At 58.0% G+C, this 25,388-nt stretch carries 20 protein-coding genes; 3 read left to right on the top strand and 17 right to left on the bottom strand.

The features are described from left to right. Window positions 1-4 precede the first annotated feature (4 nt). The 14 genes from ACQUWM_RS18450 to ACQUWM_RS18385 all read right to left on the bottom strand — a co-directional run bounded on the left by ACQUWM_RS18450 (window position 5) and on the right by ACQUWM_RS18385 (window position 18,506). Window positions 5-835 carry an ABC transporter permease gene (locus tag ACQUWM_RS18450; protein ID WP_407002515.1) on the bottom strand — a complete coding sequence of 277 codons (831 nt, stop codon included), beginning with the start codon at window positions 833-835 and terminating at the stop codon, window positions 5-7. Further along, window positions 832-1,764, bottom strand: coding sequence for an ABC transporter ATP-binding protein (locus ACQUWM_RS18445; RefSeq protein WP_407002516.1), 933 nt, complete (start codon window positions 1,762-1,764; stop codon window positions 832-834). Before ACQUWM_RS18445 ends, ACQUWM_RS18450 begins: the two co-directional genes overlap by 4 nt. After that, window positions 1,764-3,029, bottom strand: a complete 1,266-nt coding sequence (locus ACQUWM_RS18440; RefSeq protein WP_428923065.1) for a nitrous oxide reductase family maturation protein NosD — start codon at window positions 3,027-3,029, stop codon at window positions 1,764-1,766. The genes ACQUWM_RS18445 and ACQUWM_RS18440 overlap by 1 nt, the downstream gene beginning before the upstream one ends. A gap of 303 nt (window positions 3,030-3,332) precedes the next feature. Beyond that, window positions 3,333-5,222, bottom strand: coding sequence for a TAT-dependent nitrous-oxide reductase (gene nosZ / locus ACQUWM_RS18435; protein WP_428923064.1), 1,890 nt, complete (start codon window positions 5,220-5,222; stop codon window positions 3,333-3,335). 56 nt (window positions 5,223-5,278) lie between these two features. After that, window positions 5,279-7,375, bottom strand: a complete 2,097-nt coding sequence (nosR, locus tag ACQUWM_RS18430; RefSeq protein ID WP_428923080.1) for a transcriptional regulator NosR — start codon at window positions 7,373-7,375, stop codon at window positions 5,279-5,281. A gap of 218 nt (window positions 7,376-7,593) precedes the next feature. Beyond that, window positions 7,594-7,995, bottom strand: a complete 402-nt coding sequence (locus ACQUWM_RS18425; protein ID WP_407002519.1) for a ribonucleotide reductase subunit alpha — start codon at window positions 7,993-7,995, stop codon at window positions 7,594-7,596. Between the two features lie 31 nt (window positions 7,996-8,026). Beyond that, window positions 8,027-8,413 (bottom strand): putative zinc-binding protein, encoded by a 387-nt coding sequence (locus tag ACQUWM_RS18420; protein ID WP_407002520.1) that lies wholly within the window; start codon window positions 8,411-8,413, stop codon window positions 8,027-8,029. Window positions 8,414-8,448: 35 nt separating this feature from the next. Next, window positions 8,449-9,198, bottom strand: a complete 750-nt coding sequence (locus ACQUWM_RS18415) for a Crp/Fnr family transcriptional regulator (RefSeq protein WP_407002521.1) — start codon at window positions 9,196-9,198, stop codon at window positions 8,449-8,451. 319 nt (window positions 9,199-9,517) lie between these two features. Beyond that, window positions 9,518-10,324 carry a peptidylprolyl isomerase gene (locus tag ACQUWM_RS18410; protein ID WP_428923063.1) on the bottom strand — a complete coding sequence of 269 codons (807 nt, stop codon included), beginning with the start codon at window positions 10,322-10,324 and terminating at the stop codon, window positions 9,518-9,520. Between the two features lie 11 nt (window positions 10,325-10,335). Beyond that, entirely contained in the window at window positions 10,336-11,013 is a 678-nt protein-coding gene (narI, locus tag ACQUWM_RS18405) for a respiratory nitrate reductase subunit gamma (protein ID WP_407002523.1), read from the bottom strand. 20 nt (window positions 11,014-11,033) lie between these two features. Then, entirely contained in the window at window positions 11,034-11,774 is a 741-nt protein-coding gene (gene narJ / locus ACQUWM_RS18400) for a nitrate reductase molybdenum cofactor assembly chaperone (protein ID WP_428923062.1), read from the bottom strand. Window positions 11,775-11,784: 10 nt separating this feature from the next. Next, window positions 11,785-13,359: a nitrate reductase subunit beta gene (gene narH, locus ACQUWM_RS18395; RefSeq protein WP_407002525.1), complete on the bottom strand. Its 1,575-nt coding sequence runs from the start codon at window positions 13,357-13,359 to the stop codon at window positions 11,785-11,787. Next, window positions 13,356-17,099 carry a nitrate reductase subunit alpha gene (locus ACQUWM_RS18390; protein ID WP_428923061.1) on the bottom strand — a complete coding sequence of 1,248 codons (3,744 nt, stop codon included), beginning with the start codon at window positions 17,097-17,099 and terminating at the stop codon, window positions 13,356-13,358. The genes narH and ACQUWM_RS18390 overlap by 4 nt, the downstream gene beginning before the upstream one ends. Before the next feature lie 141 nt (window positions 17,100-17,240). After that, the gene (locus ACQUWM_RS18385; RefSeq protein ID WP_428923060.1) at window positions 17,241-18,506 is read right to left on the bottom strand and encodes an MFS transporter; all 1,266 of its coding nucleotides are present in this window, start codon (window positions 18,504-18,506) and stop codon (window positions 17,241-17,243) included. Window positions 18,507-18,687: 181 nt separating this feature from the next. On the opposite strand from ACQUWM_RS18385, the gene ACQUWM_RS18380 reads away from it, so the two are divergent. From ACQUWM_RS18380 to ubiT, 3 genes are all read left to right on the top strand, one after another. Beyond that, entirely contained in the window at window positions 18,688-20,526 is a 1,839-nt protein-coding gene (locus tag ACQUWM_RS18380; RefSeq protein WP_428923059.1) for a histidine kinase, read from the top strand. A gap of 34 nt (window positions 20,527-20,560) precedes the next feature. Next, window positions 20,561-21,220, top strand: a complete 660-nt coding sequence (gene narL / locus ACQUWM_RS18375; RefSeq protein ID WP_428923058.1) for a two-component system response regulator NarL — start codon at window positions 20,561-20,563, stop codon at window positions 21,218-21,220. A 69-nt stretch (window positions 21,221-21,289) separates the two neighbouring features. Continuing rightward, window positions 21,290-21,772: a ubiquinone anaerobic biosynthesis accessory factor UbiT gene (ubiT, locus tag ACQUWM_RS18370; protein WP_407002530.1), complete on the top strand. Its 483-nt coding sequence runs from the start codon at window positions 21,290-21,292 to the stop codon at window positions 21,770-21,772. A gap of 3 nt (window positions 21,773-21,775) precedes the next feature. Here ubiT and ACQUWM_RS18365 read toward each other — a convergent pair whose 3' ends face one another. The 3 genes from ACQUWM_RS18365 to hemN form a co-directional block, all read right to left on the bottom strand. Then, a complete protein-coding gene (locus ACQUWM_RS18365; RefSeq protein WP_428923057.1) occupies window positions 21,776-22,669 on the bottom strand; it encodes a U32 family peptidase in 894 nt (297 codons plus the stop codon). A 12-nt stretch (window positions 22,670-22,681) separates the two neighbouring features. Continuing rightward, window positions 22,682-23,677 carry a ubiquinone anaerobic biosynthesis protein UbiU gene (gene ubiU / locus ACQUWM_RS18360; protein WP_407002532.1) on the bottom strand — a complete coding sequence of 332 codons (996 nt, stop codon included), beginning with the start codon at window positions 23,675-23,677 and terminating at the stop codon, window positions 22,682-22,684. An 82-nt stretch (window positions 23,678-23,759) separates the two neighbouring features. Further along, complete coding sequence (gene hemN, locus ACQUWM_RS18355; RefSeq protein ID WP_428923056.1) at window positions 23,760-25,178, bottom strand: oxygen-independent coproporphyrinogen III oxidase; 1,419 nt, start codon at window positions 25,176-25,178, stop codon at window positions 23,760-23,762. Window positions 25,179-25,388 lie beyond the last annotated feature (210 nt).

The raw sequence follows: 25,388 nt of genomic DNA, 5'->3' as shown, positions 1-25,388 counted from the left end.
CGGATCAGATTCGGCGGCGACGGAACAGGGCCCAGGCGCCAGCAAGGGGGATGACAAACCAGAGCACCAGGGCGAACCACAACCCATTGGCACCAATGGGAAGATCCGCACCGAGGCTCAGTACGCCGCTTAGCTGGGCGCCCTCGCCGAAGGCGACGATGTTGAGCAGGCGGTAGATATCCGTGGGGTTCAGCATCAGCAGCCAGGGCAACAGTTCGGGGTTCAGTTTGCCCTCGCTGGCTACCAGGGTGCCCAACAGCATCAGGTCAAAGATCAGTACGAAAAAGAACCAGATACCGAGGGCCAGGCCTGCCGCTACGGGCTTTTCACTGACTCGCACGCTGATCAGGTAAGCCAGCGCTATAAAGCCCCAGCCCAGCAGGATGGTGGAGACAATAAACCGAAACATGGCGGCGGCCAGAGCGCCAATGGCCACATCGTCAACCAGAAGGGCGATGGCAACCCCGGCAACCCCAAAGCCGAGCAGCGTGGCAAATGCCAGGGTCAGGCTATGGCCGAGGAATTTTCCGAACAGCAACTGGCCACGACTGAGCGGATAAGTCATCAGCAGCAGTAGAGTTCCGCCTTCTTCCTCTCCCACGATGGCGTCGTAGGCCAGCAGCAGGGCGATCAGAGGGATCAGGAAAATGCCCAGGCTGGCGAGACTGGCAATGGTGGCAGGTGTAGAGGCATAACCCACCTGCCCCGAGGCCGCTGCGCCAAACCACGCAATACCCAGGGCCAGCACCGCAAATACCAGCGCGATGGCAATCAACCAGCGATTGCGCAGGCTGTCACTGAGTTCCTTACGGGCGATGGTCCAGATACTGTTCACTGGGCACCTCCACGATGGGCCAGGCCACCGGAGCCGATAAAGTGCACGTACACGTCCTCCAGAGTGGGCTGGTGAATGCCCAGATCCTGAACCTCCCCGGAAGCCAGCAGGGCCCGGATCATGTCCATTTTTTCAGATGGGCGTACGTCCACGTGCAGGCGTCCGTTGCCCTTTTTGATCATCAGGCCATTGCCCGCCGAGGCTCCTGCAATAACCTTCTCCAACGACAGCACGCCATTGGCAGGTTCAATGGACAGGGTTACCGGCATGTTTGCCTGTCGGCGCAACGCCGTCAGATCACCCACAGCTTTCAAAGCGCCGTCGGTAAGAATCGCCGCACGGTCGATATAGGGCTCCACCCCCGGCAGCACATGGGAACAAAGCACAATGCCCGTGCCTTCATCCCTTAATTTGCGCAGCAGCCGGTACAGATCCGCCGTTGCCACGGGGTCCAGCCCCACGGTGGGCTCATCCAGCATCAACAGCTTCGGTTTGCCCAGAAGGGCCTGAGCGAGTCCCAGCCGCTGACGCATACCCTTGGAATAGGTTTTCACCCGCGCGTTCACGGCATCGCCAAGGCCCACCTGCTGCAGTAGCTCCGGCACCTGTTTCAGGGGCGCACTTTTAAGGCGGGCAAAGTGATTCAGTATCTCCCGTCCGGTCAGCTGCGGGTAGAACATGACATTCTCCGGCAGATAACCAATGTGCTGGCTGACATGGGGATCACCCGCCTCGCCGCCAAGCACCGACAACTTGCCCTGGGTCGGCGTCATCAGCCCCAGTATCAACTTGATACTGGTAGTTTTGCCCGCACCATTGTGGCCAAACAGCCCAAGGATCTCCCCTGGCTCCAGGCGCAGATCAACGCCGTGCAAAACCGGAGTCCTGTCGTACCGGTAACTCACATTCTCAAGACGGAAACAGCTCATCAGGACTCCGGTTGTATAGATTCGGGCTGACTCATCAGCGGGTGAGAATCGCTGACACCAGCGGCTTTGACCACGGGAAACGCATCTTGCACCCAGCGCAGGGTATCCACCGCCGGGCTGTACATCAGCACCTTGGCCTCCGGGTAGGTCCACAGCAACCGATCCACATTGTCATTGGGCTCATACGCTACATCCCCAATACCGTCCTGATTGCGATCCCACCCGAGATAATCACTCCAGTAGTTGCCTCTACCCTCCTTCGACCACTCCTGGGTACGGGTCGCCACATACTTCACCTGGCGCTGATTATTCACGAACGCATTACTGAACACCTCGTTGTCCTCCGACCCCGCTGTCAGGTGAATGCCGATATCGCTGTCCCGGAACACATTGTCCTCGAAGGTGTTGTACAACGAGTTATAAATAAACACCGCCTTACCCTCCGCCCCGGAAATCGACACACCTGCCGTCTGGCCCTGCGACACCCCGGTCACAACATTACCCCGCAACTGAGAATTGGTAATGAAATTCATCAGAATGCCGTAATTCTCATCGTTCTCGGACCGGTTATTGATCACCTTCAGATACTTGCTCTGCATCAACGCATACCCGGTCCGAGTCCCCCGGGTCACATTGCCCTCCAGCAGATTGTGCATCGAATACATGTAATGAATGCCATAGCGCAGATCCGTCATCAGATTGTTACGGATCTCATTGTTATTGGCGGTTTCAATATAAATCGCATCCCGGGTCTGACTGATGTCATTACCCTCAATCAACGCCCCGGTGGTATTAAACAGATGAATCCCATTCCCCCGGTCCTGGGACCGGATGGCGGAATCCCCACGAATGTGGTTATTGCGAACCGTCACGTCCTTTGTGGCATCGAGCCAGATCCCGAACGCCGGCCCCTGCAAACGGTTATTCTCGATAACCGCCCTCCGGGCTTCCCGCGCCACAAAAATCCCGGCATCCAGCTCATTCAGATCGCCTCCCCAGTTACGCACCTGGCAACCGGAAAACGTCACCTCCGCCGCCAGGATATCGATAGCATTACCCACACCGCCACCGTCAATCACCGTATCGGCATGACACGACACCGTGACACCGGGCACCCGGAAATCCAGCGGCGGAAGTTGCTCGGGAGGCAGCTCAAAGACAGCACCGGGTTCCAGTGCATCCAGCTGATCCTGCAGGTCCGCTTGAGCGGTCAGCGATAACAGAGCGACTGTCAGGGCCACTCCGTAACGCAAAATTTGAATCATCAACTTCTCTCTGGGAAAGAAACGTTAAGAGGCCAGCACCAAAAGTGCGGCAATCCAAGTGGAGAGACCTTTCCAAAACTGTGCGGAGCCAAGGATGGCGGAGCCCAAGCGCCACATGGGCTCGGCCGAGCGCTTATGAAGCAAAGCTTCATGCGACAGCCGAGCGACAGCAATCTATGATTGCTGGCCGGACCCGCTTGCGGGTGCCGCAAGGAGCGTGTTTTGGAAAGGTCTCTCCACTTGGGTTGCTACTCCAAAGCCTGATGGCCGGAACCCCCGAGGGAGTTCCGACCGAAGCCTTGATCAGGCCTTCTCCACCAACATGCGCCCCCCCATCTCCATATGCAGCGCATGACAGAACCAGTTGCAGTAATACCAGTAAACCCCCGGCTTACCCGCCGTAAAGGTCACCGACGCCGTCTGCTGCGGACTGATCTCCATACTCACTCCATGGTTCACCATACAGAACCCGTGAGTCACATCCTCCACGGAATCCAGATTGGTCACATACACCGAAACCTCGTCACCCTCCTTCACCTTGAACTCCGTCATCCCGTACTGCGGCGCCACAGACGTCATGTAAACACGCACCTTGTTGCCGTCGCGGATAACCTCGTTGGCCCCCTCCAAGGTGATACCGTCTTTCTCCGCCTGCGCCCGGGCACTGGCGAATGAAGGATCGTCACGGGTGTAAATCTTCTTCGTCTTGATCTGATCACGACGAATCAGAATACAGTCATGGGGCTCCGCGTAGGTCGGGCCGTCATGAACCAGCTTCATCTCCTCACCGGAAATATCGATCAGCTGATCGTTCTCCGGATGCAACGGCCCAACCGGCAGGAAACGGTCCTTGGAGAACTTGGACAGAACTACCAGCCACTTGCCGTCGGCATCGCGGGACTCGGTCAGCGACGCATGGTTGTGCCCCGGCTGGTAATGCACATCCAGTTTCTGGCGGATGTAATTGGTCTTCTCACCATTGTAATTCTTGATGGCATCGGCGATGTTCCACTTGCACACCTGGCTGTCGATAAACAGCGTGGTATAGGCGTTACCGCGACCATCAAAGGTGGTATGCAGCGGCCCAAGACCCAGCTCCGGCTCTGCCACGATGGCATCGCGCAGCTCGATGTTGTCATCGAAGACGTCGTCCAGCTTGTCGATCTGGATAACCGAACAGGTTGGGGATAGCTTGCCATTGGCAATGAAGTACTTGCCGTCTGGCGATGTGTTCAGACCGTGCGGGTTCTTCGGCACCGGAATGTAACGGGTCAGCTTCGAGCCCTCACGCCCGTCCACCACCGGTACGTCAGAATCACCAACGGTCTTGAAATCGCCGTTCTTGACCGCGGCTTCAATCCGCTCGACGTTAAACACCACCACCCAGTCGCGGTCGTTGCGCATGGTGCCGGCCAGATCCACCGCTTTCTCCGAGTTGTAACAGGTAGAGGCGGCGTACTTGCCGGTATAGTCGGCGTCCGTGTTATCCAGGTTACCGTCGACAATCACCTGCCAGGCCACTTCCATGGTGTCTGCATTAATGGCGCTGAACATGGTGTAACTGTTTTCCAGGCTGTAGTCGCTGCCGTCATTGGGATGCGGAATCACGAACTCGGCATTACAGAACACGTATTTGGTGCGAGGCACTTTCTGCAGTCGCAGGCCGTGAATGGCCTGAACGTTCGGCACATGGGTAATCTTGTCCGTCTTCATGATATCCAGACGGATGCGGGCAACGCGGCTGTTGGCCTTGTCATTGATAAACAGGTACTTGCCGTCGTAACGACCGTCTTCCATGGAAATGTGGGGGTGGTGACAGTCACCGTTCAGGTAAGTCTTGTCATGCCCCAGTACGTCCTTGCTTTCATTGGTGATGCCCCAGCCGGTGGCGGAGTCCACGTTGAACACCGGAATACGCATCAGCTCACGCATGGAAGGCACGCCCAGAACACGCACTTCGCCCTGGTGACCACCGCTCCAGAAGCCGTAATACTCGTCCAGCTCGCCGGGCGCAACATGGACCTTGTTTTTGGCGTCCTTGACCGCAGCAGCCCAGGACTCCCGCGTCATGACGGCACCGCCAAGCCCTGTTGCGCCCACGGCGCCTGCCAGTGCGGTTGCCCCCAGGAATTTTCGGCGGCTCAGGCCGTTTTCATCCAGTGCATCTTTGCCAGGTTCTTCTCTCTTTTTCATAGCGTCCAACTCCGTTGTTGGTAATGGCGGTATTGCGTATCGTTTCACTGCATTTCCTATGTCACCTGGGTGACCGGTATCTGTTCCGGATGGCCCGGTGCGTTATGGCCACGGCGTTTGCCGCGGCGCTTTACGATCAGCGGTGGGCACTTGTTGTCATTGAAATAGGTCACCTGGCAATCAAGGCAATAGTGGCACTCCATGTAGTTGATCCTGCCATCAGGGTGAATGGCCTGTACTTCACACTCGTGTTCACACAACCGGCACGGGTTTCCGCATTCCCTGCGGCGTTTCAGCCAATCGAACACTCTCAGTTTGGTGGGCAACGCCAGCGCGGCTCCCAGCGGGCACATATAGCGACAGAACACCTTGCGGGTGAACAGGTTGACCACCAGCAACATCACCGCGTAGGTCACAAACGGCCAACTGCGGTCGAACCGGAGGGTAATGGCGGTCTTGAACGGTTCGATTTCCGCCAGTTGCTCCGCCGTGGATAAGGAATCCAGAGACACCCCGAACAGCCCGAGAAGAATGAGGTATTTGATGGCCCATAAGCGCTCGTGAACCGCAAAGGGCAGATCGTACTGGGGCACCTTCAGTTTGCGGGCAATCTCGTTGAGCAGTTCCTGCAAGGCGCCGAATGGGCAAAGCCAGCCACAATAGACCGCACGCCCCCACAACAGGACAATTCCAGCGACAGCAGCCCAGAGCACAAACATGATGGGATCGATCAGAAAGGTATCCCAGCTGAAGTCACTGACAAGGCTGTGCACGAAAGTCAGCACGTTCACAATCGAGAGCTGGCCCAGTGCGTACCAGCCAATAAAGAACAGGGTGTAAGTCAGAAAGGCATGGCGGATGTAACGGATCAACCTGGGGCGACTGGCCAACCAGTCCTGGAAGAACAGGATCAGCAACAGCACGACGATGCCCGCGCCCAGCACCGCCACCTGGAACTGGCGCTGGTACCAAACCTGGACCCACAGGGGCTGCGTTTCCAGCCATTCTTCCTCGGTCAATTCCGCATTTGGCCGGGAGTAGTAATGATCCGGCAACTGGTACTCGAGCGGGAATACAGCAAATTCACTGTCCAGCGGGCCGGTCTGGCGCTTGACCGACAACTCGAGCGACCAGGGTGTACCCGGGTCGAAGTTATACTGCTGGCGGATGATGAAGATCGCCATTTCGGAAAAGCGAGGCATACCTTCTGCGTAGACGTCGCTCAGGCGGTGATAGTCCAGATCGCGGAAATTGAAGGTATCGCCAAACTGACGCACCTGTATGCGGTCGAAAATACCGCCACGCACGTAACCGGAGCCCTTGAAAGAGTATTCACCGTCAGCCATAACGGCGATCGCATGCTCACCCTCTTCCAGTTCGGACATCAACCACTGGTACTGGCTCTCTCCCAGCAGGTTTTTCCCAACGGTGGGCACATTGAGGTAACCGGTGTAGAGATCGATCAGTGTCTCATCGCGCTCGGCCGGTGCGGCTTCATCAATGCCTTCCGCCCCGGTTCCCTTGAAGGCGTCGTCTACCTGCCCACGGGTAAGCAACAAACGACGTACGGAGCCGTCACCGGTCAGGTCAGCCCAGCTTTTTTCGGTAAATTTACCGGTTCGAAGTTCCGCCATCGGTGGCCTGGAGTCACTTCCTCCTTCAACCAGCCCCAGCTCGGCACCCACCCGGTGGGCGGTTTTCATGATGACCTCGTTGATCACCATCACTGTGACCGTGGCGCCGGAAAGGCCGTCTACCGATACCCGTGTGTCTGATGAGCGACCGCCCACGGTCACCCGCTGATCCGCCGCCAGCCCGGTGTACTGATCGGTAAAGATATCCAGTTTGCTCTCGGGAATGCCCACCAGAAGAATGGGCTCGTCGTGGGCAATTACCCGTGTTGCCTTGATGACGCCCTCGGTATCCAGCACCACGATGGCGTTTACCGGTTTGCCGGAGTAGGCCGGTGTCTGCACGAAATCCAGCGTCTGGTAGGCATAGCCCAGGAGCTCTTCACCATTGCGAAGCTCCTGAATTGCGCGATTGCCTTCCGTGGGTGAAATGTCTGAAACAGAGGGGAACGCCTGCGCGATCACCTGTCGGGCGGCCAGTGGCTCATAGGTATCGGGAGCCGCTGCCATGGCCGCCATCATTGGAAACAGAACCAGACACGCCAGCGAGATAATGGATGTGACAGCACGTTGAATAAAACTCACGACACCCCCGAGGGATACCTGCATGAATAGAGTAGCGACAGAAGAAATACTAATGGCTTGGCGCGTTGGGATATTTGATATTTCTCACTGCGAACGGGCTGCTTAGATAAAGCTAGCCGATATAACACAAACTTCAAATACCTCTTTCCATGCGCCTATCCAAGAACAACCGCCTGACCTTCACGGTCCAGAGGCAGGTAGTTTCCGACGTGGCCCAGGCGGACGGATTCCACCATCATGGTGAGGGGTTGTTGTGCTTCATCGGAGGAAGGCGCCATGCCTCCACGGCCGGACATGGCTGCGACAAAGACCACATCCCACGTTTGTCCTGTCTGACGCGATTCTTCAACGAGAGCGCGAAAGTCATGCACTTCATCCGGAGATTTGTCGACACATACAACCGGGGTCAGGGCGCCGCCCTCCCCTCTGGAAAAGGCGGCCTTCTCGGCTGCCGACGCATCGTCCGGAAGTTCCGCGCGACAGAATACAAACAGCAGGCGCTGGGGTTCTGCTTCGGCATTGGCGGCTTTGAGCAAGTCGGAATAGCTGGAGATCATGTGCTGGGTATCCTGTGTTCTGAAAATAGGGTCAGTCCTGACCGTCAATGAGTCGAAGCTGGCGACGGCGCTGGAGAACCGTTTGGCAAACTTCGTCCACGGACTCATCGCCGTAGCTCTGTTCGTAGTGTTTTTTGAAGCCAAAGTCGTACAGGCGGACATGGTCATCCGGCACAACACCAACGTTTTCCAGGCACTCCCGTGCGCAGTGGAGCGGGCAACCATCAATCACCACAATCGGGCGCCCGGAACGTGCGGTTTTGACCAGCGCAGGGACTTTGCCCCCGACACCGGAAATACAGGACATCTCGAACTCACCCGCGTGGTCGAGCCTGACGGCGGCATTGTTGGCGAGCTGCGCGACGTCGGAACAACCGGAACAGGAATAGATCAGCGGTCGTTGCTTTCTGGTTTTCATGGTCCCTCCACCGATGGGCCGTGACACCCGGAAAACTACTGGCTGATCTGGACCAGCCGGCCGGGGTCTGAGATAAACAGGCGGCTGCGATTGACCCGTACCAGGCCATTCGACTTCAGGTCTGCCAGAATCCGGGAAAAGGTTTCCGGCTGCATGGCCAGACGGGACGCCACCAGGCATTTCGGTAACGGCAACTCCACTTCCCCGCCTTCATCGGCGCCATTCGGCAGCAGGTCTATCAGGTACCGGATCAGGCGATCCCGGGCGCTTTGTACTGTCATGATTTCGAGGTCGTGAAAGCGTGCCACAGCGCGCCTGGCATAATGGCGAAGTGCCGCCTGGGTGTATTCGGGCTTTCTCTCCAGCAGTTCCTGGTACGCCTTGACGGGGATCATCAGTACTTCACTGGATTTGAGCGCTTCGGCGTAACAGGCGTATTTTGCCGGGTCGGCGTAGATCATGACTTCCGCGAAGCAGTCGCCAGGGGCAATGCTTTCCAGTGTGCGATCTATGCCGGAGGCGTCCAGGCGATACAGGCGGAGCCGGCCGGAGATCACGAAGAAGAAGTGGTGGGCCGGCATGTCCTGGCGGTACAGCAGTTGATGATGGCCAAGGCGCAGGCGTCTGGACTGTTGCATCAGTGCGGTGAGGTCCGCATCGCTCAGTGATGAGAACAGTGCATGCTTGCGCATGGGCGCCAACCGGTCATCTTCGTCAAAAGCTTTGTTCACCGCGACCAGAACCGGTTTGCTGTATCGTGTTTCGGCGGATTGTAATAGTGCCATGATGTTTGCCTCTGCATTAATAATGCATTTCATATCTGGCTTTTATGGTAGTGGGGCGAGAGGGGGAAATCGCTCCCCCGTTGTGGGTAGTTGGTGGGTTCTTTCTGAGTAATTGATTTACCTCAAAGAAGAGGTTGGCTGGTCATTTGTTCCTTTACATGGGAGCACAGGCCTACGGGTGGGACCACTTCCCAAAACACGCTCCTTGCGGCACATCCATGTGGCGCTTGGGCTCCGCCATCCATGGCTCCGCACAGTTTTGGAAAGTGGTCCCACCCGCAGGCCTCCGTACATTGGAGTTAATCTCGGGGTACTCCCCTTATTGCATCAAGGGTGAATCAGGAATTTCTAGATCCACACCCTCCACACCGGTTTCCGCAGCCAGAACCTGTAGGTATTGACGGAACGCCCGTCGGGTGACGCTTTCGCTCAGGTATTGTCGTATCTGCGGCTTCACGTGTTCGTAGGGCAATTGTTCGCCGTCTATTCGCTGGTCCACGCGGACGATGTGCCAGCCGTAGCGGCTTTCGATCAGTTCCGGGTTGAGGCCTTCCTGGAGGGACAGGACGGGGCGTTCGAATTCTTCTACCGTCTGGCCTTTGCTGATCTGACCCAGGCTGCCGCCCTGGTGGCGGGATTCGCAGGCGGAGTATTGTTTGGCCAGTTCGGCGAACTGGGCGCGGCCGTCGAGCAGGGAAGACAGGAGCTGCCGGCCGGCTTCTTCCTGGCGGATGCGTTCCTGGACGTCGTCCGGGGCAGCGGCCAGGAGGATGTGGCTCACCGCCAATAGAGTCGGGCTGCGGAAGCGGCCGGGGTTGGCGGCGTAGAAGCGTTCACAGTCCTGCTCGGTGGGTTCGGGGACGTCAAGTTCCTGTTCCAGTACGCGGGCAATGCGGTCTTCTTCGTCGGCGATGTCGTCCAGTTGCAGGCGGCTGGCCTGTTGCAGGAGGAGCTCGCGGATGACGAGGCTTTTGGCCGCCTCGTGCCAGGCTTCGGCGACTTCTTCGGCCGGGTGGTGCTGCATTTCCCGGGCGATGTCGTCTTCGCCGATGAGGGTGTCACCCACGTAGACCGGCGGGAACTGGTTTCTGGGTTTTTCGGCTTCACCTACTGGTATAAGTTGCATGATGTTTCTCCTCACGCGCGCTTGCGCACCACCTGATACTTCCGCCCGAAATACTCCACCGGCACGCTCAACATGTGCACCAACCGGGTGAACGGGAACAGCACGAAGATGGTCAGGCCCAGGAAGATGTGGGTCTTGTAGATCCAGTGCACGTCGGCGATGTAGTCCGCCACGCCGCCCTGCAGGGTGAAGATTCCCTGGGCCCAGGCAGAGAATTTGAGCATGGTGCCGCCATCCAGGTGCCCCATGGTTGGCAGTATGGTTGCCAGCCCGAGGGCCAGTTGAATCACCAGGATCACGATGATCATGTTGTCGGCAAAGCTGCTGCTGGCCCGCACGCGGGGGTCGGTCAGCCGGCGCCAGGCCAGCATACCGCCGCCGATAATCGCCATCACTCCGGCAATACCGCCCACCACGATCGCCATGACCTGCTTGGTGCCCGGGGTCATGAATGGCTCGTAGAGCGCGTGTGGCGTCAGCAGGCCAACCAGGTGGCCGAAGAAGATCACCAGTACGCCCACATGAAACAGTACGCTGGCCATTACCATATTCTTCTTGCGCAGCATCTGGCTCGAATGCGCTTTCCAGGTGAACTGACCCTGGTCGTAGCGCGCCCAGGTACCAATCACCATGATGACGATGGCAACGTAGGGGTAGATTCCGAATAACAGTGTGTTCAGATAAGACATTGTCGTTTCCTCCCGCGCCCTCAGGCGCCTCCTGCCTGACGGGGCGTTGCATCCGTTATCAGCTGGTCGCTCAGGTGAATGGTCTGGGTCTGTTCCAGTTCGCGGCGGCGCTGGCCAACAACGCCTCCGGTACTGCAGGAGCTTCCCTGATCGTCCACAAACTTCACCATTTCCTCTTCCCAGACTTTATCCAGGGCTTCCGGGGTGTCGTCGCGTTCTTCGGAGGCCACGAGTTGCGCCAGCTCCCGGCGGTCGGTTTGCCGACCGGACAATTCCAGTAATGAGTCCATCACTACGTGATAGAGACTCTCGCGCTGATAGAGTCGTTCACCCAGCAAACCCAGAATGTGGTGGATGTCTTCCAGCCAGTTTCTGATTTCATCCCATGGCCTGGTAGAGAGATACTCCAGGAACAGTGGCAGGTAATCCGGCAGTTCCCTCGCATCAATTTCCAGACCGTTGGTGCGGTATTGCTCCATCAGATCCACCATGGCCTGGCCGCGGTCCCGGGATTCGCCATGTACATGCTCGAACAACAACAGCGATGTCGCCCTTCCCCTGTCGAAAGTCCCCACGTAGTTTTCCTGCATGTCCATCAGGTCGTCGTCACACACCAACTCGATGCATCGGAGCAGCTGTGCTTTGTTCTTTCTCGGCAGCCGGTTGTCCTCCAGGACAGCAGCCACCAGGGCATCCCTGGATTTCTGCAGTTCGGCGGTAGGGTATTCCAGCAGCCTTGCCATAACTTTCAGTAGTTGCATGATGGCCTCCTTATTCCTGTAGCTGTCTGGGATCTACCTGCTTCACGGTAGACAGTTTCTGGACCATGCTGGTGGTCTGTTTGCGACCGCCGAACATGTTGAATTCGCTATCGCCGTTGCAGCCGTCACCGAAGCTGAAGCCACAACCATTGCGCTCGCCGTAGGCGGTGGCGTCCGGGAATGCTTCCTTCGCCAGTTCACGATGGCTGGTGGGGATCACGAAGCGGTCTTCGTAATTGGCAATGGCCAGGTAGCGGTACATTTCGTCCGCCTGGGCCTTGGTCAGCCCGGCTTCCTGCAGTGCCCGCAGGTCTTCCTTGCCTTCCACGGTTTCCGCGCGCTTGTACAGGCGCATGGCCATGATCCGCTTGAGGGCCCGTACAATCGGCTTCTCGTCACCGGCGGTGAGCAGGTTGGCCAGGTACTTCACCGGAATCCGCAGGCTTTCGATCTTCGGCAGTATGCCGTCGAACTCGACCTTGCCGGCTTCCGCCGCGGACTGGATCGGGCTCAGGGGCGGCACGTACCAGACCATGGGCAGGGTGCGGTATTCCGGGTGCAGTGGCAGGGCCAGTTTCCAGTCCACCGCCATCTTGTAGACCGGGCTTTGCTGGGCGGCTTCGATGACGTTCATCGGAATGCCGTCTTTCTTCGCCTGCTCGATCACGTTCGGATCGTTCGGGTCCAGGAAGATTTCCAGCTGCTTCTCGTACAGTTCATGCTCGCCCGGGGCGCTGGCCACTTCCTCGATGCGGTCCGCGTCGTACAGCAGTACGCCCAGGTAGCGGATACGGCCGACACAGGTCTCAGAGCAGACGGTGGGCAGGCCGGCTTCAATGCGCGGGTAGCAGAAAATGCACTTTTCGGACTTGCCGGTTTTCCAGTTGAAGTAGATCTTCTTGTACGGGCAGCCGGAGACACACATCCGCCAGCCACGGCACTTGTCCTGGTCGATCAGAACAATGCCGTCCTCTTCCCGCTTGTAGATGGCGCCGCTGGGGCAGCTGGCCACACACGTGGGATTCAGGCAGTGCTCGCACAGACGCGGCAGGTACATCATGAAGGTGTTTTCGAACTGGCCGTAGATGTCCGCCTGGACCTGATCGAAGTTCTTGTCCTTGCGGCGCTTGGCAAATTCGGTGCCCAGGATTTCTTCCCAGTTGGGACCCCATTCGATTTTCTGCATGCGTTGGCCGGAGATCAGTGAGCGTGGCCGGGCAACTGGTTGATGCTTGCTGTCACCTGCGGTGTGCAAATGCTGGTAGTCGAAATCGAACGGCTCGTAATAGTCGTCAATTTCCGGCAGGTCCGGGTTGGCGAAGATGTTCGCCAATACCCGGAAGCGGCCACCGATTTTCGGGCGGATCTTGCCAGAGCTGTCACGCATCCAGCCGCCTTTCCACTTGTCCTGGTTCTCCCACTCTTTCGGGTAGCCGATACCGGGCTTGGTTTCGACGTTGTTGAACCAGGCGTATTCCATGCCTTCACGGCTGGTCCATACGTTTTTGCAGGTTACTGAACAGGTGTGGCAACCGATGCACTTGTCCAGGTTCAGTACCATGCCGACTTGGGAACGGATTTTCATTTTACAGCCTCCTGAACAGTGTCATTGCCTTCACCGTCGAGCCAGTCGACGTTGTGCATCTTGCGCACCACCACGAACTCATCGCGGTTGGAGCCTACGGTGCCGTAGTAGTTGAACCCGTAGGAATACTGGGCGTAACCGCCGATCATATGGGTCGGCTTCGGGCACACCCGGGTGACCGAGTTGTGAATACCGCCCCGGGTACCGGTGATCTCGGAGCCTGGAATATTCACGATGCGCTCCTGTGCGTGATACATCATCACCATCCCCGGCATGACCCGCTGGCTGACCACCGCCCGCGCCGCAATGGCGCCGTTGGCGTTGAACAGTTCGATCCAGTCGTTGTCTTCGATTTGCATCTCTTTGGCGTCGTCCTCGCTCAGCCAGACAATCGGGCCACCGCGGGACAGGGTCAGCATCAGCAGGTTGTCGCTGTAGGTGCTGTGGATGCCCCACTTCTGGTGCGGCGTGATCCAGTTCAGCGCTTTCTCCGGGTTACCGTTGCTGCGCTGGTTCAGCATGCTGCTGACTGTCTTGGTGTTAATGGGCGGACGATAGACCAGCAGGCTTTCACCGAAGGCGCGCATCCACTCATGGTCCTGGTAGAACTGCTGACGACCGGTCAGGGTGCGCCACGGGATCAGCTCGTGGACGTTGGTGTAGCCGGCGTTGTAGGACACGTGCTCGTCTTCCAGACCTGACCATGTGGGGCTGGAGATGATCTTGCGCGGCTGAGCCACGATGTCCCGGAAGCGGATTTTTTCCTCTTCCTTGTTCTTCGCCAGGTGGGAGTGGTCCAGTCCGGTAAACTCGGACAGGGCAGCCCAGGCCTTCACCGCCACCTGGCCATTGGTTTCCGGCGCAAGCGTCAGGATCACTTCCGCCGCATCAATGGCGCTTTCAATCTTCGGACGACCGGCGTTGGCACCGTCTATATGTTTGTAGTTCAGCTCACCGAGGAACTTCACTTCCTTCTCGGTATTCCAGTTGATGCCCTTGCCGCCGTTACCCAGCTTGTCCATCAGCGGCCCAAGGGAGGTAAAGCGTGCATAGGTGTTCGGGTAGTCCCGCTCCACGGTGATGAAGTTGGGCGCGGTCTTGCCCGGGATCAGGTCGCACTCACCGCGCTTCCAGTCCTTCACATCGAACGGCTGGCCCAGCTCCGCCGGTGCGTCGTGCAGCAGCGGCAGGGTGACCACGTCTTTCTCGACACCCAGGTGGCCTTCGGTGGCCTTGGAGAATGCCTTGGCAATGCCCTTGTAGATCTCCCAGTCACTGCGGGCTTCCCAGGCCGGGTCAGTAGCGGCGGTCAGCGGGTGGATGAACGGGTGCATATCCGACGTATTCAGGTCGTTCTTCTCGTACCAGGTGGCCGTGGGCAGAACGATGTCCGAGTACAGACAGGTGGTGGACATGCGGAAGTCCAGGGTCACCAGCAGGTCGAGCTTGCCTTCCGGCGCCTCGTCGTGCCATTTCACCTCTTCCGGCTTGGCGCCGCCTTCAACACCCAGGTCTTTGCCCTGCAGGCCACTCTTTGTGCCCAGCAGATACTTGAGCATGTACTCGTGGCCCTTACCGGAGGAGCCCAGCAGGTTGGAGCGCCACACAAACAGGTTGCGCGGGCAGTTCTGCTTCGCTTCAGGATCTTCGCTGGCGAAGGCCAGTGAGCCGTCCTTCATGGATTGTGCGACGTAATCGGCCACTTCCATGCCGGCTTTCTCAGCTTCCGCAGCAATACCCAGCGGATTGCGGTTAAGCTGCGGCGCGGAGGGCAGCCAGCCCATACGCTCGGCGCGGACGTTGTAGTCGATGAGGCTGCCGCCGAATTTGGACTTGTCCGCCAGCGGCGACAGGATCTCGTCCACACCCAGTTTCTCGTAGCGCCACTGGCCGGAGTGGGCATAGAAGAAGGAGGTGGAATTCATGTGGCGCGGTGGGCGCTGCCAGTCCAGGCCGAAGGCTAGTGGCTGCCAGCCGGTCTGCGGGCGCAGTTTTTCCTGGCCAACGTAGTGGGCCCAGCCACCACCGCTCTGGCCGATACAGCCACACAGGATCAGCATGTTGATCAGACCACGGTAGTTCATGTCCATGTGGTACCAGTGGTTCATACCGGCACCGACGATGACCATGGAACGGCCCTTGGTCTTGTCCGCGTTGTCGGCGAACTCGCGGGCAATGCGAATCACTTTGTCAGCAGGCACACCGGTGATCTTTTCCTGCCAGGCGGGGGTGTAAGGCTTCACCTCATCATAGGAAGTGGCACCATCGTCATCGCCCAGGCCACGGCTGATGCCGTAGTTGGCCACCATCAAATCGAATACCGTAACCACGCGGCCTTCGCTGCCGTCAGCCAGCTGCACTTTGCGGCTGCCCAGCTTGTGGGTCAGGGTGTCGGAGACTTCCACGTGGTTGTAGTGATCGTGCTCGATACCACCGAAGTAAGGAAAGGCGACGTCCACAACGTCATCGTGCTTCTCGACCATGGACAGCTGCAGCTCTACATCCTGGGTGCTGGCAGTCTGCTTGAGATTCCACTTGCCCTTCTCACCCCAGCGGTAACCGATAGAGCCATTGGGGGCGGTCAGCTGGTTGGTTTTCTCGTCGATGGCGATGGTTTTCCACTCGGGGTTGTTCTCTTCCCCCAGGCCATCCACCAGGTCACTGGCACGCAGGAAGCGGCCCGGCACGTAGCGACCGTCCTCACGCTGCTCCAGCATCACCAGGTACGGCATGTCGGTGTAGCGGCGCACGTAATCGGTGAAGTACTCACTGGGCTTGTCGACGTGGAACTCTTTGAGAATCACGTGGCCCATGGCCATGCCCAGAGCCGCATCGGTGCCCTGCTTGGGGTTCATCCACTCGTCGGACAGCTTGGACACTTCCGCGTAGTCCGGAGTGATAGCAACGGTCTTGGTGCCCTTGTAACGCACTTCGGTAAAGAAGTGGGCGTCCGGGGTACGGGTCTGGGGTACGTTGGAGCCCCAGGCGATGATGTAGCCGGAGTTGTACCAGTCCGCGGACTCGGGAACGTCGGTCTGCTCACCCCAGGTTTGCGGGGAAGCCGGCGGCAGGTCGCAGTACCAGTCGTAGAAACTCATGCACACACCACCGATCATGGACAGGTAGCGGCTGCCGGCGGCGTAGGACACCATGGACATGGCCGGAATCGGAGAGAAGCCGATGATGCGGTCCGGGCCATACTGTTTGGCGGTGTAGACGTTGGAGGCTGCGATCAGCTCGTTGACTTCGTCCCAGCTGGAGCGTACGAAGCCGCCCATGCCACGGCGGGGCTTGTATTCGGCGGTTTTCTTCGGGTCCTCCACGATGGAAGCCCAGGCATCCACCGGATCCTTGCGTTCAACTTTTGCAGCGCGCCAGAGCTTCATCAGATGCTTTCGCATCAGCGGGTACTTCAGGCGGTTGGCGCTGTACATGTACCAGGAGTAGCTGGCGCCACGGGGGCAGCCGCGGGGCTCGTGGTTGGGCAGATCCGGACGGGTACGGGGGTAGTCGGTCTGCTGGGTTTCCCAGGTGACCAGGCCATTCTTGACGTAGATTTTCCAGCTGCAGGAGCCGGTGCAGTTTACACCGTGGGTGGAACGCACGATCTTGTCGTGCTGCCAGCGCTGGCGATAGCTGTCTTCCCACTCGCGACTGACATCGTGGGTTTCGCCGTGGCCGTTGGCGAACGGCTCGCGCTTCTTCCTGAAGTAATTCAGTTTGTCGATCAAATGACTCATGGTCTCTCTCTCCATCTGCCCGTCTGCCGGATCACTGTTCTGATGCGGCTCCGATTTGAGACCATTGTGTGGGAGAAAAACCCTGAAATCTGCGTGGTTACTACCTCATAACCCGGGTCTACCACCCCCGGGGTATAACGCCTATACACCAGTGTGGAGTAACGCCTGACGCTCACTGCGCCTTTGACTGCGGGCAAACAGAAACAGACAGCCCGCGAACAACGGAAACAGGATCATGAAAACAGCACTGCGAACCCCGAGCCACTGGTTGACCGCGCCGAACAGCAACGGCAAAAGGAATGCCACCGAGCAGGCGATCACCAGCAGCAAGCCAGCAGCAAAAGCCGCACCGTCACGATTTTCCGCCACCAACATGCGCTGAATGCCTCCCATGGCACACCCCAGGGCAATGCCCAGTAACACCACAAAGATTCGTTCGAGTACCAACGGCAGCACAAACTCAACCTCGATGGTTTTTTCTACCCCCTGAACAAGGAGTGTCATCGGCGGGTAAGACAGCACGAACAGAGCAATCAGGCAGAAACCCAGCGCGCGGACCATGACCCTCCCGGTGCCGAATCTGTCCGACAGTCCGCCACCCGCTATCTGAGCCAGGGCTCCGGGAATCACAAACCACTGGGCCAGACTCGCTCCATCCCTGGTGGTCAGTTCAAAACGGGACGTCAGATAGTCGGGCAACCACAATGCAAGAGCAAAAAAGCTCCCGGCTACCAGACCAAAATACAGACACAACTGCCACATCCGTATTGAGCGCAATCTGTCCAGTAGTGGCGTGGGAGGGTCATTCGAGCCCGGGCGGCCGGCGTCCCCTTCGTCGGTCAGCAGGACCATCAGCACGAGAACGAGTAGAAGTACCGTCAGGTAAGCCAGCGGGACACCCTGCCAGGAAAATGCACGGTGTAATAACGGGATAAGGTAATAACTCAGGCCCGCCCCCGTCACTCCTGCGCCAAACACCCCCAGGGCAAGCCCCAAATGCCGGTCTGAAGAATGGCTGGCCACGAACTGAAGACCGGCACTGTAAAAACCCGCCGCCAGCCCAAGTCCGGAAGAAGCCACCAGATAGCCCCAGAATGTCTCTGCATTGAGGACCAACACCATGCATGCTGCCAACCCCGCCAGACAGGCAATCATGACCCGCCTGGCCCCCAGGTACTGGGCGGCCAGGCCCGCGGGAACCGCCAGCATCGCCCCCGTGGCCATGGGCATAGCCAGCAACAGGCTGAACTGTACACCGCTCAATGCCATGGTCTCACGCAGATGCACGCCGGCTACGGCAAACAATGTCCAGCATCCGGCAGCCACCACAAAGCCGGTTACGGCGAGCGGCAGCACCACCAATAGCGAAGTGAGGTTGTCATCATCCTGGTCACGGTTGAAATCCATGGCACTGCCCATCATAAGCCGGCGGGAAACCTGACTTTCAGTTTCATGTTTTGATGTCTTCGGGGTCAAAGACTATGATGGGTTATCACCTATCGGGGTAACTCACTATCTTCAAATAGGTATACTCCAGCGGCATGCTGGGTCAAAATCACGATCCACCAGAGCCCCACTGAGCGGCCACATGAATTCAAAAGTTCCCCTTATTAACAGAATCACCATTACCGTCGGCGCCATTGTGCTCACTGCAGTTATCGGCATGGTGATGACCCTGGGCGTGGCCCGGAGCATTGAGGGGAACGCCACGGCCATCAACCTTGCCGGCTCGTTGCGTATGGGGGCCTTTGAACTGCTGACCACGGCCTCCACCGGCAACGAAACCCGGTCAGATCTATCGTCTCGGATCGAGCAGTATGAAAAACGCCTTTCCAATGAAGGTTTCAGGCATGCTATTCCGACCGAGGAGAGTCATCCGCTCGCACGCCGCTACCAGGACATGCTGGACGCGTGGCACAGACAACTCAGACCGGCAATAGAATCCGGAGAGGACCCCGGGGCAAGGCTGACAACCACCCGGGACTATGTGTCCATCGTCAACGACCTGGTAGCGATGCTGGAAAACCGGACGGAAGCCCGAGTCGAACTCTTGCGCCTGATCCAGATATTCAGCCTTGTGTTCTCAGTACTGATCGTCGCCGCCCTGTTTCTGGACCTGAAAAATCGCGTCCTGCGACCGCTACGCAAACTCGTTGGTATCGCTGTCGCAGTGGGTGAGAAAGATTTCTCGCGCAAGGCCAATCTCAGCGGCACTGACGAGCTCTCACAGCTGGGCAATGCGTTCGACCAGATGACCAGCCAACTCGCACTGAGCTATTCCGAACTGGAGGAAGAAGCCAGGGAGAAAACCCGGGAACTGGAAATCAGCCATTCGGCCCTGGAACTGCTCCACTCGGCCAGCCGCTCCCTGTTCGCCAACCATGACCTTTGCAGCGGCGCTATACCGATGCTTCAGGAACTGGAGCAACTTCTGGGCATTGGCCCTATCCGGCTGTTCCTTCATGACAAGCATTCCAGCGAACCGGTGGAGGCGATTACCACGTCCACCAACGAACGCCCGTTTTATTGCCGGGATCGCCACTGCAATGCCTGCCTGGTAACCCCCGAGGAATATGACGACCTCCCCGGTGAAGACAATGATGGGCGACGTCTGCTGCTACCGATTCGCACACCAAACCTGCTGCTGGGAACCCTGGAAGTATGGTATCCCGCAGACAAAGGGCTGCCGGATACCGCGCGCCGGCTGCTTGAAACCCTCAGTGATCAACTCGCAACCGCCATATTCCTTGAACGTCAGATCACCGAAGAACAGCAATTAACCCTGGCGGAGGAGAGAGCGGTCATCGCCCGGGAGCTTCACGATTCTCTGGCGCAGTCCCTGTCTTACCTGAAGATGCAGGTGGCCAGATTACGACGCCTGAACATTACCGGCGAATACCAGACAGCTCACAACCTTATTCTCGAAGAACTCAGTACCGGGTTGAACAGCGCCTACCGGCAACTCCGGGAGCTCTTGACCACTTTCCGTCTGAAGCTGGACACCCCTGACCTGGCATCCGCCCTACGGCAAACCATTGATGAATTTTCTGAACGGCTGGGTTACCAGGTAAAACTTGAGTACAACCTGCCACTCCAGACCCTGTCGCCAAATGAGGAAATCCACACGCTCCAGATCGTTCGGGAGGGGCTGGCCAATGCCGTCAAGCATGCCGAGGCCACCGAAATCGCCGTTCAGGTACTGTTCGAATCACCGCGCGTGCGGATCAGGATACTGGATAATGGCAAGGGGCTGCCTGGAGGTGACCAACCGCTGCAACACTACGGCCTTATTATCATGCAGGACCGCGCCCGCACACTCGGAGGCAAGGTCGGCATTCACAACAGGGAAAACGCAGGTGTGGAAGTGTCGCTGACGTTCGTACCTAAAAGCCGCCACCTGATTACTTCAGAGGTATCCAATGGCTGATACTCTGACCCATGACAAAGACAGAGGAGGATCCATGTCAGAAACCCCCGCGAGCATCCTGCTGATTGATGACCACCCGCTACTTCGACAGGGCATCAAACAGTTGATCGAAATGGAAGACGATATGCAGGTGGTCGGCGAGGCAAGCAATGCCACTGATGGCATCCGCATAGCAACGGAACTCGAACCGGACCTGATCCTGATGGATCTGAACATGCCGGAAGTCAATGGCATTGAAGCACTCAAGACGCTACGGGAGCAGAGCATCAGCTCCCGCATTGTGATGTTCACCGTCTCCGACCACGAAGACGACGTGGTAGCCGCCCTGAGAGCCGGTGCCGATGGCTATCTGCTCAAGGATATGGAACCGGAAGATATGATCCAGCAACTGCACCAGGCAGCTGTCGGCAAACTGGTGATCAGTGACCGCCTCACCACACTCCTGGCAGAAGCCCTGCGCTCACAGAAGCCCCAGCAGTCCTCCCGCCCGGACTTCGACAGCCTGACCCCGCGGGAAAAGGACATCCTGCGTCTGATTGCCGAGGGCCTGTCCAACAAGATGATTGGCCGCAAGCTGGATATCAGCGATGGCACCGTGAAAGTTCACGTGAAGCATCTGCTGAAAAAGCTGAACTTACGCTCTCGGGTGGAAGTGGCGGTATGGGCGGTGGAAGAAGGCCTTCACAAGGGCTGAGTAATATCAAATCGTTGCCATCGGCTTTGCTTTACTCTGGACGGGTCTCTGACTGACCGGAGTTAAGTCATGGTATTTTCAAAACACACAATTGCCCCTTTCAACAGCGCCCTGTTCCAGCAATCCCTCACAGTCCTGGGGGAATACCTGCCTTCACCGGGGCCAACGCTGGGCGCTATTGATCGAAGGATCCCTTTGCCCGTCAAACAGCTGGTTGCTGAAGCACCACTGAACCGCCTGTTTGCCGCCGCAATCGCCGACGGTGAATTTGACGATTTCGAGGGCCGCCGTATCCGGCTGGAAATTAATGGTGGACAACCAGGCGTCACTATCGGCTTCTGGGCCGGTCGACTGCGCATTATAGATGGCCTGGGTGAAGCGACGATTCGCGGCTCCCTACCTGCCTTTAAAACGCTTGCTGAACGCCGGCTGGATCCAGACCAACTGTTCTTCCAGCGTCGCCTGGTCATTGAAGGCGACACGGAGCTGGGGCTCGGGCTGAAGAACCTGCTCGACAGCCTGGAATGGGATTTCCGGTCTATTTTCAGATAAACACTAACGCACGACCAACTCCATACCCGGACGACCGTACCAGTATCCATTACATGGAGGCGCTTCCACCAAAGCCAATGGATCCTGCTCTGGCACCTCACCACGGCGAACCCTGTCAAACCGGCGGACGACTGTCTCCATGCCCTGGTGTTCCGGGCTCAGACGCACCATAGACACCCCCATGTCATCCATATCCGGCAGCTCCCGCATCAGGTCATAACGGGAACCAGACAAGGTTGATATCCCATTCAGGCGAAACAGTTCCTGTGATTCCCTTGAGCGCAATTCCATGCCGTCCGGGTGCTGCAGACAGCGGAACTCGCAGTTGTCCTTCGGCAGGTTGTAATGGCGCGCAGTAAAGCAACGGGAGGACCAGGCCAGGGGCAGGAAGCCCCAGGCGAACACTTCCGCGGGCAAGTCCATGCCTTCTTCTTTCAAGCCTTTGATAAGCTCATCCAGGGTTTCCTTCCCCAGCTCCACCGGCAGGTTCCAGCCCTTCAGACCCTGCTTTGCCAGTACCTTGAGCGTGGCCACATTGTATGTGTTCATGGACGGGCCGGTAACAAATGGAATGCCGTTGCGAATAGCTACCTGCATGGCGCTCTGGTCATTAGCTTCCACCATGAACTCGTTCTGATCGCAAATTCTTCGCAAGCGACGAAGGTCGGCCTCGGACTCAATCAGAGTTTGGGTAGAAAGCACTATCTCTTTACCACAGGCTTTCAGATCGCGGGCCAGATCGAACCAGTCATCGGGTTTCAGTTCCCGCCGGCGTGAGCACACGGCTTCGCCGAGGTAGATAGTGTCTACCGGCCACTCGGCGGCCTTGCCGTAGAAATCAAAAACCGTCTGTTTGGACCAGAACCACAGAATCGGCCCGAGTGAGAGTTTCATCATACCGAGTAAACCTTATTTCCACTTACGGTGGTAGGCGCCCAGGGTGGTCAGGCCGCCTTCGGAGAGGCTGGAGAGTGTGTTCCGCCAGCTGGATTCGACCGTGAAGTCATCCGGAGCTACGTCCAGGTGATCCAGAGCCTGTCGCCAGGTGCGCGCCACATCCGCGATGTAGGCGGGACTGCGCTGACGGCCCTCAATTTTCACGGCACTGATACCCAGCGACTTCAGCTCCGGCAGCAGGTCCATCGTGTTCAGACTGACCGGTTCCTCAATAGCGTGATACACATTGCCCTCGACCTCAAAACGGCCCTTGCACAGGGTCGGGTAGCCAGCGGATTCGCCGTCGCCATAGCGGTCAATCAACACATCGTTCAGGCGCGATTCCAGCCCCTGGGCCGTTTCCTGCCAGCGCACAGCTTTGGCCGGCGAGCAGGCGCCACGGGTATTCGGAGATTCGTCCGTAAGGTAGGAGGAAAGATAGCAGCGCCCCTCCGCCATAATGCACAGACTGCCAAAGGCGAAGACTTCCAGCTCAACCGGGCTGTGTTTTGCAACACCCCGCACCTGATCCAGCGAAAGCACTCGGGGCAACACGGCACGGCGGATATCGAAGTTGTCCTTGTAGAAAGACAGAGCCTCGTGACTGGTGGCAGAGCCTTGTACGGACAGGTGACGGGGGATATGCGGGTACTTGTTGGCGGCGTAATCCAGCAGCCCCATATCGGCCAGGATGATGGCATCCACACCCAAGGCAGCGGCCCGGTCCACTGCCGCTTTCCAATGTTCCCAACCATCCGGTTGCGGATAGGTGTTGATGGCACAAAATACCCGGCTGCCTTTGGAGTGGGCATACCCGATGCCTTCGGCGGCACGTTTGTCGTTGAAATTCAGTCCTGCAAACTGCCGGGCGTTGGTGCTGTCACGGAAACCGAAATACACCGCATCGGCGCCGTTATCCACGGCAATTTTCAGGGCCGGCAAGCTACCGGCCGGGCAGACGAGCTCCATAAACATCTCCGCTGAACAGGTGGAGATAACGTTATCGGCAAATCATGCTCAATGCCTTGATCATTATCAGCGGATCAGCCTGTCAGATAATGCGCGAGAACCTCTGACTCGCTCCCGCTTTGCGATACAGGTCAAAGATCTGGCAGATAGCGCGGATCAATAGCCGGCCGGCGGGCTGAACCTGCAGCGTTTGACCGTCGTCCGCAATCAACTCGTCACCAATCATCGGGGTCAGTCGGTGCAGTTCATCAGCAAAGTAACGGTCGAGATTTCCCCCCCAAATATCTGAAAACTGTTGCCGATCCAGACGGAACTGACAGATAAGCTGACCGATCACCCAGCGGCGAATGCGATCGTCCCGGGTCAGGTTCACGCCTTTGGTAATGGCAAGCTGGCCGGCATCGATAGCCGCTTCCCAGGACGGCAGGTCGTGATTGTTCTGGAAGTAGGCATCATTGGTCTGGCCGATGGCGGATACGCCCAGAGACACCAGGTCGCAATCGGAATGGGTGGTGTAACCCTGAAAGTTCCGGTGCAGTCGCCCCTGTCTCTGGGCCACTGCCAGACTGTCGTCGGGCTTGGCGAAATGGTCCATGCCGATGTATTCGTAACCTGCCTCCAGCAACCGGTTGATGGTGTTGTGCAGGATAGTCAGCTTCTGCTGGGGCGTAGGCAGGGTATCGGCCAGAATCCGGGTCTGTGGGTAGAACCGGTCCGGCAGGTGGGCGTAGCTGAACACCGAGAGCCGGTCCGGTGACATCTCGATGACTGCCTCCAGGGTTTCCGCAAAACTCTCCGGTGTCTGGTGTGGCAAGCCGTAGATCAGGTCCAGGTTGATGGAGCGGAAACCGAGTCGGCGGGCCTCGTTCAGCACGGCCTCGGTCATGTCACGGGGCTGGATGCGGTTCACCGCCTTCTGCACCTGGGGATTCACATCCTGCACCCCCAGGCTGATACGGTTGAAGCCCAACTGCCACAAGGTGGAAAGGGTGTCCTGGTCCACTTCGCGCGGATCGATCTCCACGCTGTAGTCACGATCTTCATTGGTCTGCAGGTTGAACAGTTCACCATAACCCGCCATCAAATGCGCCATGACATCGTTCGGCAGGAAGGTGGGCGTGCCGCCGCCCCAGTGCAATTGCTTGACCGGTCGGTCCGCGCCGAAAAGCCGGGACTGTATCGCGGCTTCCTTCAGCAATCTTTCCACGTACGGAATGGCCTTGTGGCGCTGTTTGGTGATCACTTTGTTGCAGGCGCAGTAGTAACAAAGGTGGGCGCAGAATGGCAGATGGGTATAGAGGGATAACGGCCGACCGCTGGCCTTGCTGCGGGCAGCGGCCTCCACCATGTCTGTTATCGGGTAGTTCTGGTTGAATTCCACGGCCGTCGGATAGGAGGTATAGCGCGGACCGCTCAGGTCATAACGCCTGATCAGCGCGTCATCCCAGATAAATTCCGGGAGGGTGGATTCATTGGATGCAAATGCGGGCGTGGAAATCATAACAGGAACTCTGAACGTCGAAATGGGGGCAAGCCGGAAAGTCGCCATTTTATGGCAACCTGGGCGACGACCACTTGATGTGGGTCAGCTTACCGATACGATGATTTTATCAACCTCCCGACTGAACCACCCTTGTGCTGTTGGCGTATTTCACCCTACCTCTTTATGAGGATCACATGGTGTCGGCCGCCCGGCGGGTGGAGAGGGCCC

Source organism: Marinobacter sp. DUT-3 (assembly GCF_050379435.1).
Classification (GTDB): Bacteria; Pseudomonadota; Gammaproteobacteria; order Pseudomonadales; family Oleiphilaceae; genus Marinobacter.
The sequence above is the reverse complement of the archived record's forward strand: the minus strand, read 5'-3'. Positions and strand labels throughout refer to the sequence as shown.

Excerpts from the sequence above, each read along its gene's own strand:
- ACQUWM_RS18445 (WP_407002516.1), bottom strand. The coding sequence starts at position 1,764 with ATGAGCTGTTTCCGTCTTGAGAATGTGAGTTACCGGTACGACAGGACT.
- ACQUWM_RS18440 (WP_428923065.1), bottom strand. The coding sequence starts at position 3,029 with ATGATTCAAATTTTGCGTTACGGAGTGGCCCTGACAGTCGCTCTGTTA.
- nosZ (WP_428923064.1), bottom strand. The coding sequence starts at position 5,222 with ATGAAAAAGAGAGAAGAACCTGGCAAAGATGCACTGGATGAAAACGGC.
- nosR (WP_428923080.1), bottom strand. The coding sequence starts at position 7,375 with ATGATGGCGGCCATGGCAGCGGCTCCCGATACCTATGAGCCACTGGCC.
- ACQUWM_RS18425 (WP_407002519.1), bottom strand. The coding sequence starts at position 7,995 with ATGATCTCCAGCTATTCCGACTTGCTCAAAGCCGCCAATGCCGAAGCA.
- ACQUWM_RS18420 (WP_407002520.1), bottom strand. The coding sequence starts at position 8,413 with ATGAAAACCAGAAAGCAACGACCGCTGATCTATTCCTGTTCCGGTTGT.
- ACQUWM_RS18415 (WP_407002521.1), bottom strand. The coding sequence starts at position 9,198 with ATGGCACTATTACAATCCGCCGAAACACGATACAGCAAACCGGTTCTG.
- ACQUWM_RS18410 (WP_428923063.1), bottom strand. The coding sequence starts at position 10,324 with ATGCAACTTATACCAGTAGGTGAAGCCGAAAAACCCAGAAACCAGTTC.
- narI (WP_407002523.1), bottom strand. The coding sequence starts at position 11,013 with ATGTCTTATCTGAACACACTGTTATTCGGAATCTACCCCTACGTTGCC.
- narJ (WP_428923062.1), bottom strand. The coding sequence starts at position 11,774 with ATGCAACTACTGAAAGTTATGGCAAGGCTGCTGGAATACCCTACCGCC.
- narH (WP_407002525.1), bottom strand. The coding sequence starts at position 13,359 with ATGAAAATCCGTTCCCAAGTCGGCATGGTACTGAACCTGGACAAGTGC.
- ACQUWM_RS18390 (WP_428923061.1), bottom strand. The coding sequence starts at position 17,099 with ATGAGTCATTTGATCGACAAACTGAATTACTTCAGGAAGAAGCGCGAG.
- ACQUWM_RS18385 (WP_428923060.1), bottom strand. The coding sequence starts at position 18,506 with ATGGATTTCAACCGTGACCAGGATGATGACAACCTCACTTCGCTATTG.
- ACQUWM_RS18380 (WP_428923059.1), top strand. The coding sequence starts at position 18,688 with ATGAATTCAAAAGTTCCCCTTATTAACAGAATCACCATTACCGTCGGC.
- narL (WP_428923058.1), top strand. The coding sequence starts at position 20,561 with ATGTCAGAAACCCCCGCGAGCATCCTGCTGATTGATGACCACCCGCTA.
- ubiT (WP_407002530.1), top strand. The coding sequence starts at position 21,290 with ATGGTATTTTCAAAACACACAATTGCCCCTTTCAACAGCGCCCTGTTC.
- ACQUWM_RS18365 (WP_428923057.1), bottom strand. The coding sequence starts at position 22,669 with ATGATGAAACTCTCACTCGGGCCGATTCTGTGGTTCTGGTCCAAACAG.
- ubiU (WP_407002532.1), bottom strand. The coding sequence starts at position 23,677 with ATGGAGCTCGTCTGCCCGGCCGGTAGCTTGCCGGCCCTGAAAATTGCC.
- hemN (WP_428923056.1), bottom strand. The coding sequence starts at position 25,178 with ATGATTTCCACGCCCGCATTTGCATCCAATGAATCCACCCTCCCGGAA.